Source organism: Paenibacillus sp. J22R98 (assembly GCF_059383835.1).
Map to the genome: position 1 here is coordinate 113,078 of NZ_JBXENW010000002.1, position 17,886 is coordinate 130,963.

General features: G+C 50.4%; 13 protein-coding genes. All 13 read left to right on the plus strand.

The genetic code is table 11. The features are described 5' to 3' along the window. The first annotated feature begins 3 nt into the window (after positions 1-3). Positions 4-1,752 carry a cache domain-containing sensor histidine kinase gene (locus tag AC50Y3_RS06190; RefSeq protein ID WP_494817905.1) on the plus strand — a complete coding sequence of 583 codons (1,749 nt, stop codon included), beginning with the start codon at positions 4-6 and terminating at the stop codon, positions 1,750-1,752. Positions 1,753-1,820: 68 nt separating this feature from the next. Further along, complete coding sequence (locus tag AC50Y3_RS06195; RefSeq protein ID WP_494817906.1) at positions 1,821-3,233, plus strand: ABC transporter substrate-binding protein; 1,413 nt, start codon at positions 1,821-1,823, stop codon at positions 3,231-3,233. Between the two features lie 183 nt (positions 3,234-3,416). Then, the gene (locus tag AC50Y3_RS06200; protein WP_494817907.1) at positions 3,417-4,829 is read left to right on the plus strand and encodes an extracellular solute-binding protein; all 1,413 of its coding nucleotides are present in this window, start codon (positions 3,417-3,419) and stop codon (positions 4,827-4,829) included. Positions 4,830-4,904: 75 nt separating this feature from the next. Then, positions 4,905-7,880, plus strand: coding sequence for an extracellular solute-binding protein (locus AC50Y3_RS06205; protein ID WP_494817908.1), 2,976 nt, complete (start codon positions 4,905-4,907; stop codon positions 7,878-7,880). A gap of 25 nt (positions 7,881-7,905) precedes the next feature. Next, positions 7,906-8,856, plus strand: a complete 951-nt coding sequence (locus AC50Y3_RS06210) for a carbohydrate ABC transporter permease (protein ID WP_494817909.1) — start codon at positions 7,906-7,908, stop codon at positions 8,854-8,856. A 14-nt stretch (positions 8,857-8,870) separates the two neighbouring features. Next, on the plus strand, positions 8,871-9,734 hold the full coding sequence (locus AC50Y3_RS06215; RefSeq protein ID WP_494817910.1) for a carbohydrate ABC transporter permease: 864 nt from the start codon (positions 8,871-8,873) through the stop codon (positions 9,732-9,734). A 12-nt stretch (positions 9,735-9,746) separates the two neighbouring features. Continuing rightward, a complete protein-coding gene (locus AC50Y3_RS06220; protein WP_494817911.1) occupies positions 9,747-11,171 on the plus strand; it encodes an SMP-30/gluconolactonase/LRE family protein in 1,425 nt (474 codons plus the stop codon). Continuing rightward, positions 11,168-11,812: a Yip1 family protein gene (locus tag AC50Y3_RS06225; protein WP_494817912.1), complete on the plus strand. Its 645-nt coding sequence runs from the start codon at positions 11,168-11,170 to the stop codon at positions 11,810-11,812. Before AC50Y3_RS06220 ends, AC50Y3_RS06225 begins: the two co-directional genes overlap by 4 nt. A 9-nt stretch (positions 11,813-11,821) precedes the next feature. Next, positions 11,822-14,062 (plus strand): DUF5696 domain-containing protein, encoded by a 2,241-nt coding sequence (locus AC50Y3_RS06230; protein ID WP_494817913.1) that lies wholly within the window; start codon positions 11,822-11,824, stop codon positions 14,060-14,062. 2 nt (positions 14,063-14,064) lie between these two features. Next, positions 14,065-14,934 carry a carbohydrate ABC transporter permease gene (locus AC50Y3_RS06235; RefSeq protein ID WP_494817914.1) on the plus strand — a complete coding sequence of 290 codons (870 nt, stop codon included), beginning with the start codon at positions 14,065-14,067 and terminating at the stop codon, positions 14,932-14,934. Positions 14,935-14,953: 19 nt separating this feature from the next. After that, a complete protein-coding gene (locus tag AC50Y3_RS06240) occupies positions 14,954-15,943 on the plus strand; it encodes a carbohydrate ABC transporter permease (RefSeq protein ID WP_494817915.1) in 990 nt (329 codons plus the stop codon). A gap of 56 nt (positions 15,944-15,999) precedes the next feature. After that, positions 16,000-16,995, plus strand: coding sequence for a Gfo/Idh/MocA family protein (locus AC50Y3_RS06245; RefSeq protein ID WP_494817916.1), 996 nt, complete (start codon positions 16,000-16,002; stop codon positions 16,993-16,995). Continuing rightward, positions 16,992-17,861, plus strand: a complete 870-nt coding sequence (locus AC50Y3_RS06250) for a sugar phosphate isomerase/epimerase family protein (protein ID WP_494817917.1) — start codon at positions 16,992-16,994, stop codon at positions 17,859-17,861. Before AC50Y3_RS06245 ends, AC50Y3_RS06250 begins: the two co-directional genes overlap by 4 nt. The last annotated feature ends 25 nt before the right edge of the window (positions 17,862-17,886 follow it).

Below are 17,886 nucleotides of genomic sequence, written 5' to 3' on the forward strand. Positions count from 1 at the left end.
TTTGTGTTATTTGTAGCCAGCATGCTGATTATTATTACCGTTATGGGCTATCTCTTTTATGATAAATCCGCGGAGCTGATGGAGGACAAGATCGGCGGAATGGCGCTTCAGAATGTACAGCAGATGAGCAAACGGATCGATATTATTTTGGAAGGCTACGAGGATCGTTCCCTTCAGGTCGTAGGCAACGAGGAGATTCAGAAACAGCTCATAGGCAAGTTTCTCAATGAGACAGAGCAGATACAGAATAATGATGCGAATACGGCCTTTCTATCCAATCTCGTAAATTCAAGAAATGATATCAACGATATCTATTTGCTGGGTGAGAAAGGCTTCTCCTATCATTATTCGCCTAAGACTTCTTTCCCCGCGTATAACTCCTACACCAACGGATTTATGGAGCAATCCTGGTATAAGCAAATTCGGGAGGCTGACGGGGAGGTCGTCTATTTTGGCATCCGTCCCTCGCTCATCAAGAGTGGAGACCCTACGCCGGTATTCAGCTTTGGCCGTGCGGAGAAGAACTTTACTACCCGCGGCGAAATCATAGGCGTGCTGGTCTATGAAATCGATCCAACGGAGATTATCGAGATTCTGTCGGAAATCGACTACAACGGATCAGGCATGAATGTGATCGTGGATGAAGAAGGGCAAATCATCGGCGATAAGGATGGAGTACGCCTTTCGAACATGCTTGGGGTTTCGCTTGGCGAAGAGCAGCAAGGCATATTCAGCACACCGATGGATGGGGAACAGATGCTGGTTGTTTACAACCGCTTGGAAACGAGTAATTGGACGCTTGTCGGCATGCTGCTGGGCGCTGACTTAATCAAGGAAGCGGGCAGTCTCCGGTGGTATATCCTTACTCTTGGACTGGCGTTCGCCTTCATCGGCATCCTGCTCGCCATCTTTATCGCCTCGACGGTCCATCGACCGCTCCAGAAGATGATTCGTGCCATGCGCAAAGCGGAAAACGGTGATTTCGACGCTCGCATCGAAGACAAACGAGAGGATGAATTTGGCTATCTGTTTACCCATTTTAACCGGATGGTTGCGCGTATCAAGGAATTGATTAATGAGCTCTACGTGCAGAAGCTGCTCGAGCAGGGACTACAGCTCAAAATGCTCGGCTCTCAGATTAATGCCCATTTTCTATACAATACGTTGGATTCGATTCATTGGATTGCCCGCATTCACAAGGTGGACGATATCAGTACCATGATATTCGGGCTGTCCAAGTATTTACGGGTAAGCTTAAACGAAGGCCGGGACGAGGTCTCCGTGAGCGAGGTCGTACAGCTGCTCGACAGCTACATTATGATCCAGAAAATTCGTTATCAGGATAAGTTCTCGCTTCATTTGCATGTCGATCATTCCCTTGAGAAGTATACGGTGTTGAAATATATTTTCCAGCCGCTTGTAGAGAACGCGATTTATCATGGGTTGGAGAAAAAGTCCGGCAAAGGCCGGCTTGATGTCGCGTTTATTCACGAGGACGATTGCCTGAAGTTTAAGGTAACGGATAATGGCGCGGGAATTGCAGCAGACAAGCTCTCCAATCTGCAGCTCATTCTAAGCGGCAAGGGGCCGGTGGAATACGATAATTTTGCCCTGCGGAATATTAATTCGCAAATCCATATCGCTTACGGCGACCAGTACGGAATCGAGATTCAAAGCAAAAATGGCGTTGGCACCGAAGTCACGATGACGATCCCCCTCACCAAGAGAAATCAAAGCAAACATGCCGGCTGAACGCCTGAAACAGTATGGCTGTAGATGGAATTGATTTCGCGAGAATGGAAGAGAGGATGTAGGTCACGATGAAAATGCTTTTAAATAATAAGAAGCTTGTTTCGTTCATGCTTGCCCTCATGATCATCGTCATCATGTTATCGAGTGTCTTATTTATCAAAGGAACCAAATTAAGTTCAGAAGCCATCTCCATGCTGACGGCTTCGCATCAAGATTCCAAGAGCAGTGTGAAGCAGGGCAGCGACCCTGTAACGATAAGCTTCTGGTTCCCGTGGGGCGGAGGATTTCAACAAGAATTTCATGATACGGTCGTTGTCCCTTTTGAGAAGGCAAATCCGGATATTAAAGTTAAAATGATGTTTGTCGAGAATTCCGATAATTCGCAGGCATCCGATAAACTGTTAACGGCGATTGCAGGAAGCAGGCCGCCTGACGTCGCGATGATCGATCGATTCTTGGTCAGCGAATGGGCGGCGATGGGGGCTTTGGAGGACTTGTCCAGCGATGTGATTCGGGATCATATGGCAGGCATCTATTATCGAAACATCTGGCCGGAAACGCAATATAACAATAAAACGTTTGCCCTGCCATGGAATGTGGACAGCCGGGCGATGCTTTACAATAAATCGATGATGGAAGAAGCGGGTCTTAATCCCAACAAGCCGCCAGCAACGGTTGCCGAGTTAGATGCGATGGCGGAGAAAATGTTCAAACGAAATAAAGAAGGCGCCTACGAGCAAGTGGGTTTTGTCCCTTGGATGGCGCAAGGCTTCTTATATGCGAACGGGTGGAATTTTGGCGGTCATTGGGAGAAAGCAGGAGAGCTGACACCGAACAATCCCGAGAACGTCGAGGCGCTGCAATGGATGCAGAGCTATGCCAAAAAGTACGGCACCAAGAAGCTGGCAAGCTTCTCGGATGCGATTAGGCTAGCCGGTGTTAATCCATTCGTCTCCGGGAAGGTCGGCTTCATCTATGAGGGGAATTGGCTGCTGAACGATATGGATGACGTGAATTTCGAATGGGGAATTGCACCTATGCCTACGAAGGAAGTCGGCCGATCGGTGACGTGGGCAGGGGGCTGGTCGTTCGCCATGCCCAAAGGCGCGAAGCACAAAGAACTCGCTTGGCGGTTTATTAAATTTGTAGCGGGGAAAGAAGGATCGTATCTCTGGGCGGGCCGCGGCCAAACCTATGATCTGAGCAGCATTCCGGAAGTGAACAAGCAGCTGGGCTTGGATAAGAAGAAAAACCTGGAAGTCTTCGTTAAACTTCTTGAGCATGCCTACATTCGTCCGGTATCGCCGATCGGCGGTTATATGTGGGACGAGCTGTACCGGGTGCAGAAGCTGGCTGTCAATTTGCAAGGTGATCCGAAGGTGCTGCTGGATGAATTGAAGCGGAAACTCGATGCTCACTTAATCGAAGTGAAATCCGAAGAACGAAGTAAGACCGAGCATCCCACGCCAAACACGTTATAAGAAATCGGTTGGAGAGTCTATCGAACGAGATAGACTCTCTTTTTTGTGCCGGAAATACAAATCAAGTCAAAATAGTACACCAAATGCAAAAGCAGTCTCGTTACCGCGCGAAATAAAAGCGTTTACACTGAGAACGTGTAGCGAAGAATATCCTGAATACGAGTTAATAGGAGGAGAAAAGGTATGGAGGCTCTAGCTTTGAAACCGGGAATGATTAAGTTTTTCATTGCTGCACTTTCGGTAAGTTTGGTATTGACAGGCTGCGGGGGGACGAATGGAGAGAATGGAACGAATGCGACCGAAGCGGATAACGCATCGAGTTCAACAAGTCCAGACAATACGGCGAGCCCGGACAACACAGCAAGCACAGACAATGCACCAAGCCAAGACAGCGGTGAGAAAGTAACACTCGATTTCTGGGGCTGGGGTGGCAAGTTCCAGACGGACTACACCAAGGTCGTAATCAGCGAATTCGAGAAATTGCACCCGAATATTAAAGTGAAATACATTGCCGAGCAAGGGATCGAGAAATTAACGACGCTGATTGCCGGAGGAACTCCGCCGGATGTGGCGCTTCTTGATCGCTTCATGGCAGGAGCATGGGCGGCCAAAGGTTCGCTGGAGAGCTTGAATCCGTACCTTGAGATCGATGGCGACGTAAGCGCTGATGATTATTATCCGAGCGTCTGGGCGGAAGGGAATTACAAAGGCGAGCTATATGCCATGCCGTTCGGCACGGACAATCGCGCGATGTATTACAACAAAACATTGATGAAGGAAGCAGGCCTTGATCCGGAGAAGCCGCCAACTACCATCAGTGAGCTCGATGCGGCAGCAGAGAAGATCTTTAAGAAAACGAGCAGCGGATACGAACAAGTTGGCTTTATTCCATGGATGAATCAAGGTTTCTTATATACGCAGGGCTGGAACTTTGGCGGAGAATGGGCAAAGGGCGAAGAATTAACGCCAAACGATCCGCAAATCGTGAAAGCGCTGGAATGGATGGCCGGTTATGCGAAGAAGTATGATATGGCCAAAATCAACAAGTTCAATGACGTCATGGGCAAAACGGGAATCAATCCGTTCTGGACGGGTAAAGTCGGATTCGTGTTCGACGGCAACTGGATCTTGAACGATTTGACCAGTAACGCAAAGGTTAAACCGACCTTTGAGTGGGGCGTCGCACCGATGCCTTCCGAAGATGGCTATGCGCAAACCACTTGGGCGGGCGGCTGGTCGTGGGTTATGCCTAAAGGAGCTAAGCATCCTAAAGAATCGTGGGAGCTGCTTAAATTTATTGCCGGTTACCAAGGAACGCTGCTCTGGGGCAAACGCGCAGACGCCGGCAACGATATAACGGCGATGCCGAAAGTAAACGAGGAATTGAAGATTACGGAGAAAGAAAAATTGAAAGTGTTCGTCGATCTGATGGCAATCGCGCATACCCGTCCGGTTACCCCGGCAGGCCAGAAATTATGGGATGAGACCTTCAAGGCTTCGGATGCGGCGCTAAACGGGAAAGGCGAGCCGAAGAAGCTGCTGGATGAAGCGAAGAAGAATGTAGACAATGAGCTCAAGAAACTAACTGCCAAATAGATGCATAGGAACGAAGGGGGCAGGAGTCAGTGCTGCCCCTTCCTATTGAATTGAATGACAAAGAGGTGAGGATTGTTGAAATGGCATTGGAATGATGCATGGAAATGGAAGAAAGTCATGCTTATATCGATCACCTTTCTTGTTGTTTCGGTCACTTTTGGCGATACCATGCAATCTTATGCCAGCGAGCGGTTACGGGATCGCAACCAGAATCAAGGCGTGCCGCAAGCGGATTTAACCGATATGTCCGTCGATGATATTCTGCAGCCAACCTATGGAAAAACGTTGGCCGCGTATAAAGAAAAAGGCTATAAACCGGCAGAGCCATTCGAGGCCAGCCTGAAGGCTGATCAATATTCAGCAGTAGGAGGCGTTAAACCGAGTACCCAAGCGGTCGAAGGTACGTCATCCGCCCTGATCTGGGAGAAGGATACGGAGTGGCTGGAGTGGACCTTTGAGGTTCCGCAGGACGGACTGTATAACCTCGCAGCGAGCTACTATCCGCTAGCCGGGAAGAGGCTGCCGATTCAGCGTGAGCTGCTCATAGACGGGCAAAGCCCGTTCCGCGAGGCGCAGCGGATCTACTTTACCCGCAACTGGATGGATCAAGGCAATCCGCTTAAGAACAATCAAGGCGATGATGTGCGGCCGAAGCAAGTCGAGAAGCCGCTGTGGATGGAAGAAGCGATCACGGACGGAAACGGTCTGTACTCAGCACCTTTTCAATTCTACTTCGGTGCAGGCAAGCATGTGATTCGGATGAAGTATTTGGTGGAATCGATGGCGCTGGACGAAATACGAGTCAAGTCACCGGAGCAATTATCGCATTATAACGAAATCGAACAGGCTTACGAAGCACAAGGCTTAGAGCCGGTCCGGCAAGTAAACGTGAAGGTGCAAGCGGAGAACAATCCGATGAAATCCGATCCGACGATTCGCAGAGAATCAAACGGGGATCCTTTAATGGAACCGGCGGGAGACGGAACGAAATTGCTGAATGCATTCGGCGACTGGCGCTGGAGAAAAGGCGGACAGAAGGCGTCTTGGACGTTCTCGGTCCCGAAGGACGGATTATATAAGATCGGCATGAAATTTGGACAATGGTGGGGCGATGGGTTACCGTCTTATCGCCAAATTCTCATAGATGGGAAGGTTCCGTTTCAAGAGCTGGCCGAGTATCCGTTCTCCTACTCCCGAAATTGGCGAATCGAGACCCTTCATAAAGACAATGAACAAAGCGGAGAAGCGCAGCCGCTGCTCATGCATCTAACTGCAGGCGAGCATACGATCACGATGGTTGCGGTTGTCGGGCCCTATCAGTCCATCGTCGAGAACTTAACGGCGGATACGCAGAAGCTGTCCGATCTCTACAGGCGAATTATTATGGTGACGGGGCCGACCCCGGATCCAAACTTTGAATATGAGCTGGGCAAGAAGATCCCTAAGCTCATTGATGATTTAAAGGTCATTGCCGATGATTTGCTGGTCCAAATGGATGCGCTGAATGCCATATCGGAGAAAGAGCCGAGTACGGTAAACAGTCTTCGCATGATGAATCATACGTTCGAGAAAATGATCAACAATCCCGATACGATTCCAAGGCAAATTTCGGAGCTCAGCAACAGCCAAACCAATTTAAGCACGCTGCTGATGGGCTTGCAGAATGTGCCGCTCGTTCTGGACTACCTGCTGATCAGTGCCCCGGATACGAAGTATCCGAAGGTGAAGTCCAATTTCCTGCAAAAGACCGTTAGTACGCTTAAAAATTTCATCGCCTCCTTTACCAAGGATTACACCGGTGTCGGCAGCGTCTACGACAAGGACCAGCAGGCACAAGAAACGGGCCCGGTTATCGAGGTATGGGTCTCTCGGGGTAAAGAGTGGGCGGAAATCATGAAGGAAATGGCGGAAGAAGAGTTCACGCCAAAGACCGGGATACACATTAATGTGAACACGCTCCCGGCGGGGCAGCTCAACTCGGGTTCCGTCAATACGCTGCTGCTTGCGGCCAGTTCCGGCAAAGCGCCGGATGTCGCAACCGGCGTCGATTCGCATTTGCCCGTCGAGTTTGCGATCAGGGATGCTGCCGTCGATTTATCCCAGTTTCCGGATTACGAGGAAGTCAGCAAACGCTTTCTACCGGGCTCGCTGATTCCGTTCCGCTATAACGGCGGCAATTATGCGCTGCCGGAAACGCAGGATTTCAACGTATTGGTCTATCGGAAGGATATCTTGAAGGAGCTTGGCGTGAGCGTTCCGCAAACATGGGAAGATACGTACGCCATGCTGCCGATCCTGCAGCAGAACGGGATGCAGATGTATTACCCGATTTCATCGCTCGGCTTTATGCCGTTCCTCTATCAGAACGGAGGAGAATTCTATCAAGCGAACGGAACCAAGTCGGCGCTTGATTCTCCGGAAGCCTTTCAAGCCTTCACGGAATGGACGGAGCTGTACACCAATTATAAATTCCCCGTTGCTGCGAACTTCTTCAACCGGTTCCGCACCGGAGAAATGCCGATTGGCATATCGGACTATCTGACCTACGTCCTGCTCTCTACGGCAGCGCCTGAGCTGGTTGGCCGCTGGGGCGTAGCGCCTTCGCCGGGGCACATCAACCAAGATGGCAAGATTGACCGTACGAGCGGCGGGGTTGCGCAATCGGTAGCCATCTTCAAGCAATCCAAGCATCAGAAGGAAGCATGGGAGTTTCTGAAGTGGTGGACGAGCAAGGACAGCCAAGTTCAATTCGCGCAAGAGCTGGAAGCGTTGCTTGGGGTCGAAGCCCGCTGGAATACGGCGAACATGGAAGCCTTCACGCAGCTGCCGTGGCCGGAGGATGACTTGAAGGCTTTGTCAGAGCAACTGAAGTATTACAAGGAACAGCCGTATGTGCTCGGTGGCTACTTTACGCCGCGGAACATCGATAATGCTTGGAACCGCGTCGTTCTGGGCGGAATGAATATAAGAGAGTCGCTGGAGCAGGGCGTTAAGGATATTAACAAAGAGCTTAGAGCCAAGCAAAAAGAGTTCGGATTCACGCCGGATTAATTGTGAAGGCACGAGGAGGAGCGGTATGCAAAGCAGTGTAGAAGTGAATAGTCCGCTTCAGCTGAAATCCCAGAAGGTAAGCCGATTCAAATTATCCCAGGCTGGCCGGAAGGCCGCGCTAGGGTACTTGTTTCTAAGTCCATTTCTCATCCTGTTCATCGTCTTTACGGTTATTCCCGTTGTGCAATCCATCTACCTGAGCTTCACCTATTACAACATGCTTCAACCGGCGAAGTGGGTCGGGCTCTCGAATTACAGCGTCTTGTTCCTGGAAGACGATATCTTCATCAAATCATTGAAGAATACGTTTATATTCGCAGTCATCGCAGGTCCGCTGAGCTATTGTCTCTCTTTTCTGCTCGCCTGGGTGATCAACACCTTGCGCGCCAAAATGATTTTCTCGCTTGCCTTCTACGTGCCGTCGATTACGAGCGGTATCGCATTATCGATCGTCTGGCTCTATATCTTCTCGGGAGACCGTTACGGGCTGTTGAACAATTGGATGCTCAGCTGGGGAATGATCAGCGAACCCATTCTGTGGACGACCGACCCGGATACGATCATGCCGGTAATCATCATCGTTTCCTTATGGATGAGCATGGGGACCGGCTTTCTGGTCTTCCTTGCAGGCTTGCAGAATGTTTCGCCCGAGCTCTACGAAGCGGGTTCGATTGACGGCATTTCAAGCAAATTCCAAGAGCTGTGGTTTATTACGCTGCCCTTGATGAAACCGCAACTCCTGTTCGGCGCGGTCAATTCCATCGTGGCTGCCTTTGGCGTATTCGACATTGCAGTGGCCATCGCGGGCATGCCAAGCCCGAACTACGCAGGTCACACCATTATCTCGCATCTCTTCGATTATGCTTTCATTCGGTTCGAGCTCGGATACGCGTCTTCCATTGCGGTCTTCCTGTTCTTCTTAACCTTCGGTTTGGGGCGGATCGTGATGAAGCTGTTATCATCCAAAGAACAATAAGGGGGCCAAAGGACGTGACGGTAAACTATGCGAAATTTGCGGCCCGCTTTAACAGGGGATTGTTGTACCTAGTCATGATTGCGTTGGTTGGTTTCACGGCCATGCCGATCATTTACATGGTTTCAACAGCCTTCAAGCCGCTGGATGAGCTGTTTCTATATCCGCCAAGATTTTTCGTGCAGAAGCCGACGCTGCGCAGCTTCTATGATTTGCTAACCGCAACGGACAGCTCGATCGTGCCCTTCTCTCGCTATATCTTCAACAGCGTATTTGTTTCGATTACCATCGTAGCGGCAAGCTTGTTTGTTTGCTGCTTAGGCGCATACGTGCTCTCCAAGTTTAAGCCGCCAGGTGCGGGCTTCATCTTCGCCGTGATCCTCTCGGCCCTGATGTTCTCGCCGCAGGTGACGCAGATCCCGACTTACTTGATCGTGTCTAAACTGGGTTTAGTCAACACGTACTGGGCGTTAATCCTGCCGAAGGTCGCGGTGGCCTTCAATATCTTCCTGATGAAGCAGTTTTTCGATCAAATCCCCGATGCGTTAATCGAAGCCGCGCATATCGACGGCGCTTCGGAGTGGAGAATCTTCTGGCGAGTCATTATGGCGGTCAGTAAGCCGGCCTGGGCAACCTTGATCATCTTCACCTTCATCGGAAACTGGAATGATTATTTCTCCGCGCTAGTATTTACGACAAGCGAAACGATGAAGACGCTGCCGCTCGCGATCCAAACGCTTGCCGGGGGACCGGGGGTTGTTGCGCGGTCCGGCGCACTTGCTGCAGGCACCTTGTTGATCACGCTTCCCCCTATCTTAATCTTTCTACTGTTTCAGAAGCTTATCATGAACACGATGGTTCATTCCGGGATCAAATCTTAGGGGGCGGACACGATGATCAAACGTATATCAGCAAGCTTAATCGGCTGTTGTCTGCTTGTTCTGCTTGGAGCTTTACCCGCCCATGCGCTACCGCAAATGTCTTATACCCTTGATCCGATGTATGGCTATAAAATTCCGATTCCGCTCACGTATACGGTAGACAACGTCATTCTCGATGTAGGCGAGCCCGGCTTAAATAAACCAAGCGACTTGTTTATCGATGAGAAGGGGCAGTTATATGTCGCGGATACGGATAATAATCGGATCGTGAAACTAAGCAATGACGGCAAAGTGCTGGGTATCTTTGGCAAGGAGCAAGGCGTCGAGCTTGACCAGCCGAGCGGTATATTCGTGGATAGTCTCGGTGATATGTTCGTAGCGGACACGGGCAGCGGCAAGGTTATCCATTTGTCGCCGGAAGGCAAGCTTGTCGAAGAATTCGTGAAGCCGGAATCTTCCCTGTTAAGCGAAGATTTGGATTTCGCCCCGGATAAAGTCATTATGGATCGGCGCGGTTATTTGTACGTGCTCAATAAGACGGACTACAGCGGCTTTATGATGATCGATGCCATGAACCGGTTTCGAGGCTATATCGGAGCCAACCGCGTTCCTTTCGATTGGAAGAAGCTCCTTATTCGATTATTGGCCACTCCCGAGCAGAGGGAGCAGCTTAACAATGCCGTGCCGCAGCAGAATTCCAATCTGACGATTGACAGCAAGGGATTCATTTATGCGCCAACCGTGCTGAGCGACGCCGATCAAATCAAGAAGTTCAATGCAATGGGCGAGAACATCTACACGAAGAAGTTTTTCGGTGAATCCTCGATCGACAGCGGAACGCTGGAGCTTCCCTATTTCGCTGATATGGCCATCGATCAGTATGGGATTATTAATGCGCTGGATGCGATGTCTCGCAAAATCTATCAATATGATCAAGAGGGGAACTTGCTGGCCGTATTCGGCGGTCAAGGCGATGCGAAGAGCAGGTTTGAATATCCCTCCAGTATTGTTGTCGATAAAGCAGGCACGATCTACGTGCTTGACCGCGATCGGAACAACATTCAGATGTTCAAGCCGACGCGGTTTGCGGAGCTTGTCCATGAGGCGAGCCAGCTGCATTATAACGGACGTTATCAAGAGGCGTTAGTCCCTTGGAAGGAAGTTTTGAAAATCGATGAGAATTACCCGCTGGCCCATCGAGGCGTGGCGAAAGCATTGATGAAAGAAGAGAAATGGAAAGAAGCCATGAAGGAATTCAAACTGGGCGAAGATCAAGATGGGTATTCAAAGGCCTTTGCCGAATACCGGCATGACTTCATGCGCCAAAACCTCGGATGGATTCTAATCGCCGCCGTTCTCATCATCTATGCCGTATACCTCATCGTGAGATTCATGATTCGCATTACGAACACGGTCATAAGGAGGTATGGCTATTGAATACGGCAGCTGTGAAACAGTCCGGTCTGCGTTCGCTGCGGCTCGGGGTAGCCATACTTTTTCATCCGGTGGACGCCTTTGAAGAGCTTCAGAAGAAGAAACATCTCATGTCGGCATTTGTGCTCATTCTTCTCACCTTGTGTGTCAGGATCGTAACGATCTATATGACAAGCTTCCATATTACGTCCCTACAGCCCGAATACGCCGATTTGAACTTGGAAATCATCCGTTTCGTGGTGCCATTGCTATCGGGGGTTATCGCTTGTTATCTGATTACGGCGATTATGGACGGGGAAGCCTATTTCAGCCAAATCTTAACGGCCATGTCCTACGCGCTCATTCCGTATATTGTATTTGCGATTCCGCTCGCCGCGATTTCCTTAGTGATTTCAAGAGGTGAGTTGGGGCTTTATAACAGCATGAATCTTATTATCTGGCTATGGGTCGCGCTGCTTATCTTCATCCAGCTGAAGGTGCTGAATGATTATTCCTTTAAGAAATCGGTTGGCGTCCTCCTGCTGTCCATATTTGCTTTTATCACCTTCTGGGGAACGGTCGGTCTCGTCTTCTCCCTGACGAATCATGTCCTGCAATTCGTACGCGAAGTCTCCGTTGAAATCCGATACTTATGGGAGAATTAAGGGGGTACCATGATTACGAGAAAAACCAATCGAAGAATGTACGCTACAGCACTCGGTTTAGTCGTTGTGGTGCTTCTGGTCATCCTTGCCTTACCCTCGCTAAAGAGTGCCATTGCTCGCGCGCAGCAGGAAATGAAACCAAAGAATGAAGTGGTAGAGGCTGTAACGGATACGCCGGCAGGAGATGCAGCGCCGCAGACACCAACCGAATTTGAGAAAGTAGCGGAAACCGAGCGGCTTGAGCTGCTGTTCCGTTCTTCCGATTCCGCGATTGTGGTGAAGGACAAGAGTAACGGCTACTCCTGGCAATCCGCTGTTCCGCTTCAAGACGGAGCAACGGAAGGCAATGATCTGTGGACCGCCAGCAGTCAGTCCATCTTCCACATGACGTTTACGGATCCGAATTTGCCGGCACTGGAAACCCAGGAGACGAACTCGGTTATCGAACAGCCGAAGATCAAGGCCACGGCGCTGGCTGACGGAATATCCGTTCACTACGAGCTGCCACGATTGCAAATCAGTTTCGATATGATCTTCGCATTGAAAGGGAATGCCCTCGAGGTCACCGTCCCGGGTCAATCCATTCAAGAAGCGGAGAATAATTGGTTGATGGCCATATCGCCGCTTCCGTTCTTTGGAGCAGCTATGGATCATGAGCAAGGGTATGCGATTTATCCGGATGGTCCGGGTGCGCTGTCGACCTTTAAAGCGAACCATCCGAATTACTTAAATCCCTATCGAGCGAGCGTGTATGGATCGGATACCATCACTTTCAACAACTATCAGCGGCAGCAGAATGCGCTGCTGCCTATATTCGGCTTGAAGGTGAACGATAATGCTTTCCTGGGGATGATCACGAAAGGCGAGTACGATGCGAACATTCTTTATTCGCCCAGCGGTTACTTGATCAATATGAATCGCGTATCCTCGGAGCTTGTCTATAGGCGCGAGTATGAAGCGGTGAAGAAGGACGGGAACTTAACCAAGAAGCCCGAGAAGGAGCTGCTGCGGGAGGATCATACCATCCGCTACGTGTTCTTCAGCGGTGAAGAAGCGGATTACAGCCATATGGCCTCTGCTTATCGGCAATATCTGATCGATGAGAAAGGAGTCGCTCCGCGCATCAAGAAGGGAGAGCCGATTCCGTTCGGACTTGATTTGCTGATGGGCATTAAGGAAGGCCAGATTTTGTTTGATCATTTCATTCCTACGACAACCTTCGATGAAGCGCAGCAAATCATGGAGGATTTGACCAAGCGAGGAGTAAGCAGCATCTCCGCCAATCTGCTGGGCTGGACTCGCGAAGGGTACTTGGAGTATCCATCCGGTTATAAACCGTCTTCGAAGATCGGCGGAAAAAGCGGATTGAAGAAATTAAGCGAATATACCAAGGCGAATAACTATCAGCTGTTTCTACAGGACAATTACATCATGGGCTGGAAGGGCGTCGACGGTTTCTCCACACGCAGCGACGTCGTTGTCGGAGCCAATCATTTTGCGGTCACGGATCGGTATAGCGAGCTCTTCTACTTGAATGCCGGCAAGCAAAATGAACGTTTTCAAGACAAGGTGCTTGATCCGCTCAGCAAACTAGCGATTACCGGCATTAATTTCGACGGGATCGGGTATACGGACTACTACGACTTCAATAAGGCTTATCCGCTGAATCGTGAAGGAACGGCATCCAAGTGGCTGGAAATGATGGGCAAATCAGTGGATCAGTTTGGTGCAGCCGCCGCAATCGGGGGCAACGGATATACCATCCCCCAATCATCGCGTTTGTTCAGTATTCCTATGGAAGACAGCGGCTATTTCTTTACCGATGAAACGATTCCGTTCTACCAAATGGTCGTGCATGGGCTTCTCCCTTACTCGGGTGATGCGCAGAATTTATTTTACGATCCGCGGCTGCAATTCCTGAAGATGGTGGAATACGGCTATATGCCTTACTACCAATTTACGAAAAATCACTCTGAGGATCTCAAGGATACCTACTACAGCGATTTGTTCAGCTCGGCGTATCACAACTGGGTCGATCAAGCGGTCGATCAGTATAAAGAGATGAGCGAGAAGCTTCAGCCGGTATGGTCGCAGACGATGAAGGAGCATCGCAAGCTGGAGAAGGACGTCTATGAGGTCGTTTACGAGGATGGTAGTCGATTAATCGTCAATTATTCACCGCGAGAAGTGAAGATCGATGGTCTTCTTGTACCGGATAAAGACTTTATCGTCGTACCGAAGGGGGGATAAGCATGAGCGAGCGGAGGATGAGTTTAGAGAAGAAGAAGATGCTGGCCGGCTATATTTATATCGCTCCATGGGCAATCGGTTTCGCATTGTTTATGTGTTATCCCTTAGTTTATTCCCTTTGGCTTAGCTTTCATGAAGTCGTCGGTGTAGGAAACTTCGAGCTGCAGTCCGTGGGCTGGGACAATTTCAATCGGGCATTCGTTCTCGATACGCAGTTTATTCCGCTGTTTATCTCGGTCATTCAAGATGCGGTCATCAATACGCCGCTTGTGCTCGTATTCTCCTTGTTTATCGCGATTCTGTTGAATCATAACATTAAAGGACGCGCTTTCTTCCGAGCGTCATTCTTCCTGCCCGTATTGATCGGCTCCGGTCTCGCTATGCAGCAGCTGCTGTATGCGGGGGTAGGGAAAGATACGCTCGTCAACGGCATCGGCGTTCCGGATGAAGTGTTTCTCTATATGGGACCTACTTTCTCCCAGATCGTCTTCGATATGTTAAGCCGGCTGACCGTGATTTTCTGGAAAACAGGCGTGCAAATTCTGCTATTCTTGGCAGGTCTCCAAGGCATATCCGTTTCCTTGTATGAATCGGCAAGATGCGATGGCGCGACGGAGTGGGAGATGTTCTGGAAAATCACCCTGCCGCTCATGACGCCAATTATTCTGCTTAATCTGGTTTACACCTGCGTCGATTCCTTCACGGATATTAACAATAGGATGATGGTTTATATCAAAGATACGGCCTTCACCGACATCCAGATGGGGTATGCTTCCGGAATGGGCTGGATCTACTTCTTGTTTATTTTCGTGCTGCTCATTCTCGTATTCGTTTCTACCAGACGTTTTGTTGTTTACACAGGGGAAAAATAATACAGGAGGTGATTGCAGCGTGAAGTCGATTCCCATTCCGAAGTCCAAGCAGCGTGTTGCTGCCGTTACGCAAACCGAAGTAAGCAGCAAAGTAAAGGCGATCCGAAACCACAGCTTGGTTAGCCGAATCGGGAGCAAGAGCCGCTGGATCTCGCTCATCTATCGTACCTTCGTCTATGTGATTCTCATAGATTTAGCTTTCGTGTTCCTTTATCCATTCATCTATATGGTTACGACAGCGCTTAAGCATCCGGTGGATCTGATGGATTTTACGATTAAGTGGATTCCGACGAGTCTGGCCTGGGAGAATTTCTATTACGGGATGAAGGGCCTGCAATTTATGACGCACTTCAATAATTCCGCTCTGATTGCCGTCTTGAGCGTGATCGGCCAGGTGTTGTCCTGTTCCTTTGTCGCTTACGGCTTTGCCCGCATCAAATTTCCCGGCCGCGAGGTTCTGTTCTTCCTGTGCATGTTCACCATGATTATACCGCCGCAAACGATCATCGTTCCTCTGTTCATGCAGTACAAAACAATAGGGTGGCTCGACAGCGTGCTGCCGCTTATTGTTCCGTCCTTCTTCGCAGGCGGGCTTCGCGGCGCGTTGTTCATCTTTATCTTTCGCCAGCTGTTCCGCGGGCTTCCTTGGGAGCTTGAGGATGCCGCCCGAGTGGATGGCTGCGGCAGCTTCAAAGTGTATTGGAAGATTATTCTGCCGCTTACACCGCCTGCTATCGTAGTTACGACGCTGTTATCGCTCGTATGGCATTGGAATGATTTCTTCGAGCCGTCGATCTTCCTCACCTCGGAAGAGAAATTCACCTTGCCGATGATGCTGCCTCGTCTCTATCAATCCCTGGATACGTTAACGGGCAGCACCTTTGAAGTATTCAGTTTACCTGTTGTTATGGCCGCAACCTTCATGGCTTTGTTACCGATGCTTCTGGTTTATTTCTTCCTGCAGCGGTATTTCATTCAAGGCGTGGAGCGTTCCGGTTTGGTTGAGTAAGATGCGGGTTGTTTCGGTTGCGCTTGGCAATACACTCATTATCGGGAGGTATGGACATGAATAAAGTACGCATCGGTTTCATTGGAACGGGAGGCATCGCAGGGTGGCATGCCCGGCAGCTGCAGGAATTGCCGGAGGCTGAGATCAAGGCTGTAGCGGATACCAGCAGCAAGAACCGGGACAATTTCATTGCGAAGAATAGCTTGAGCGATGTGCTGCAATTCTCGGATTATCGAGAGATGCTGGAGCAGGCCGACATCGATGCCGTTATTATCTGTTCCCCGCATACGCTGCATTTCACGCAAGCGCAAGATGTCCTTCGCAAAGGGCTGCATGTGCTGATCGAGAAGCCGATGACTTGTTCTTCCGAGGAGGCGGAGCAGCTGATACGAGTCGCCGAGCAGTCGGGTAAAATCATGCAAGTCTCTTATCAGCGGCACTTTCAGCCGGAATTCTTATATATTCGTGATGCAATCGCGAGCGGCGAGATCGGTAAGCTAACCTCGATTACGGCATCGCTCTATCAGCAATGGAGACAAGGAACGCCGGGCTCTTGGCGGGCGGATCCCGCGTTATCCGGCGGCGGTTTCCTAATGGACTCGGGCAGTCACATTATCGATGTGCTGCTCTGGACAACCGGCCTCACGCCGATTGAAGTGAAGCCGCAGCTGCATATGCACGGCGCAACCGTCGAGATCGATACGTTTACATCGATTCGTTTCGAGGAAGGAGCCGTCGCCGGTTTGAACTTGGTCGGTTACTCTCCGTGCTGGCATGAAACCTTCGTATTCTGCGGGGAACAAGGCGGCATCTTCTACGACAATGGGAAGATTACGCTGCGTCGTCTTGGGCAAGATCCGATCGTGCCGGAGCTTCCGGAGCAGACGACCAATCAGGATAAAAGCTTTATCGATGCCATTCTGGGGCGGCATGAGGTGCTTGTACCGGGCGAGTTTGCGTTGAAGGTCGTGAGGCTGTCGGAGATGATCTATCAAGCTGCCGGCTACGAGCCGCATGCAGACGCTGAATCGAAGGGGGAACAATCGGCATGACCATCCAATTAGGAATGCGTATTCCGCCGAAGATCGGAGCGGAAGGAATCGCTAGGACAGCCCAGTGGGCTGCAAGCATTGGGCTTGATGTGCTGGATGTTTCCAATCTGACTCCCGAAGTGAAGGCGTCCTGCGAGGAAGCCGGTATTGGCATCGGATCCATTGATGCCCATCATACGTCACGGCTGTTAAGCCGCGACGAAGGTCGCCGCGAGGAAGCGCTGGAAGCGGCGAAGAAGCAATTGAGCTCCATTGCTTCACTAGGCGGAAGCGTGCTGTTCATGTGTCTTGTTCCGGAGGATCATACGCTCCCGCGCAAGGATGGCTTCGCGATTTGGAAGGAGACCTTCCCGGAGCTCGTGCGTCATGCAGAACAGACGGGCATCTATATCGCGATAGAAGGATGGCCCGGACCTGCGCCGCATTATCCCACGCTTGGCTGTACGCCGGAAATGTGGAGAGCGATGTTCGAGGCGATCCCCTCCAAGCATTTCGGGCTGAACTACGACCCTTCTCATCTCGTGCGGTTAGGAATTGACTACCTGCGCGCACTGGACGAATTTGGGGAACGTATTAATCACTGCCATGGCAAGGATACGGAAATACTCCGCGAAGAGCAGTACGAGAGCGGCGTGATAACGCCGACCTTCGGTACGAAATATGACTTCTCTGAAGGCTCCTGGCGGTATACCATCCCTGGACACGGGGAAGTCGACTGGGGAAGAGTAGCCGTTCGTCTTGATCGGCTCGGTTATGCAGGTGCCGTGAGCATTGAGCTTGAGGATCACCGTTTCTGGGGCTCTATTGAAGCCGAGAAACAAGGCGTTATGAAGGCGACTGCGCATTTGGCGAAGTATTTTAAATAATAGAAGAGGCAAGCAGCGGACGCTC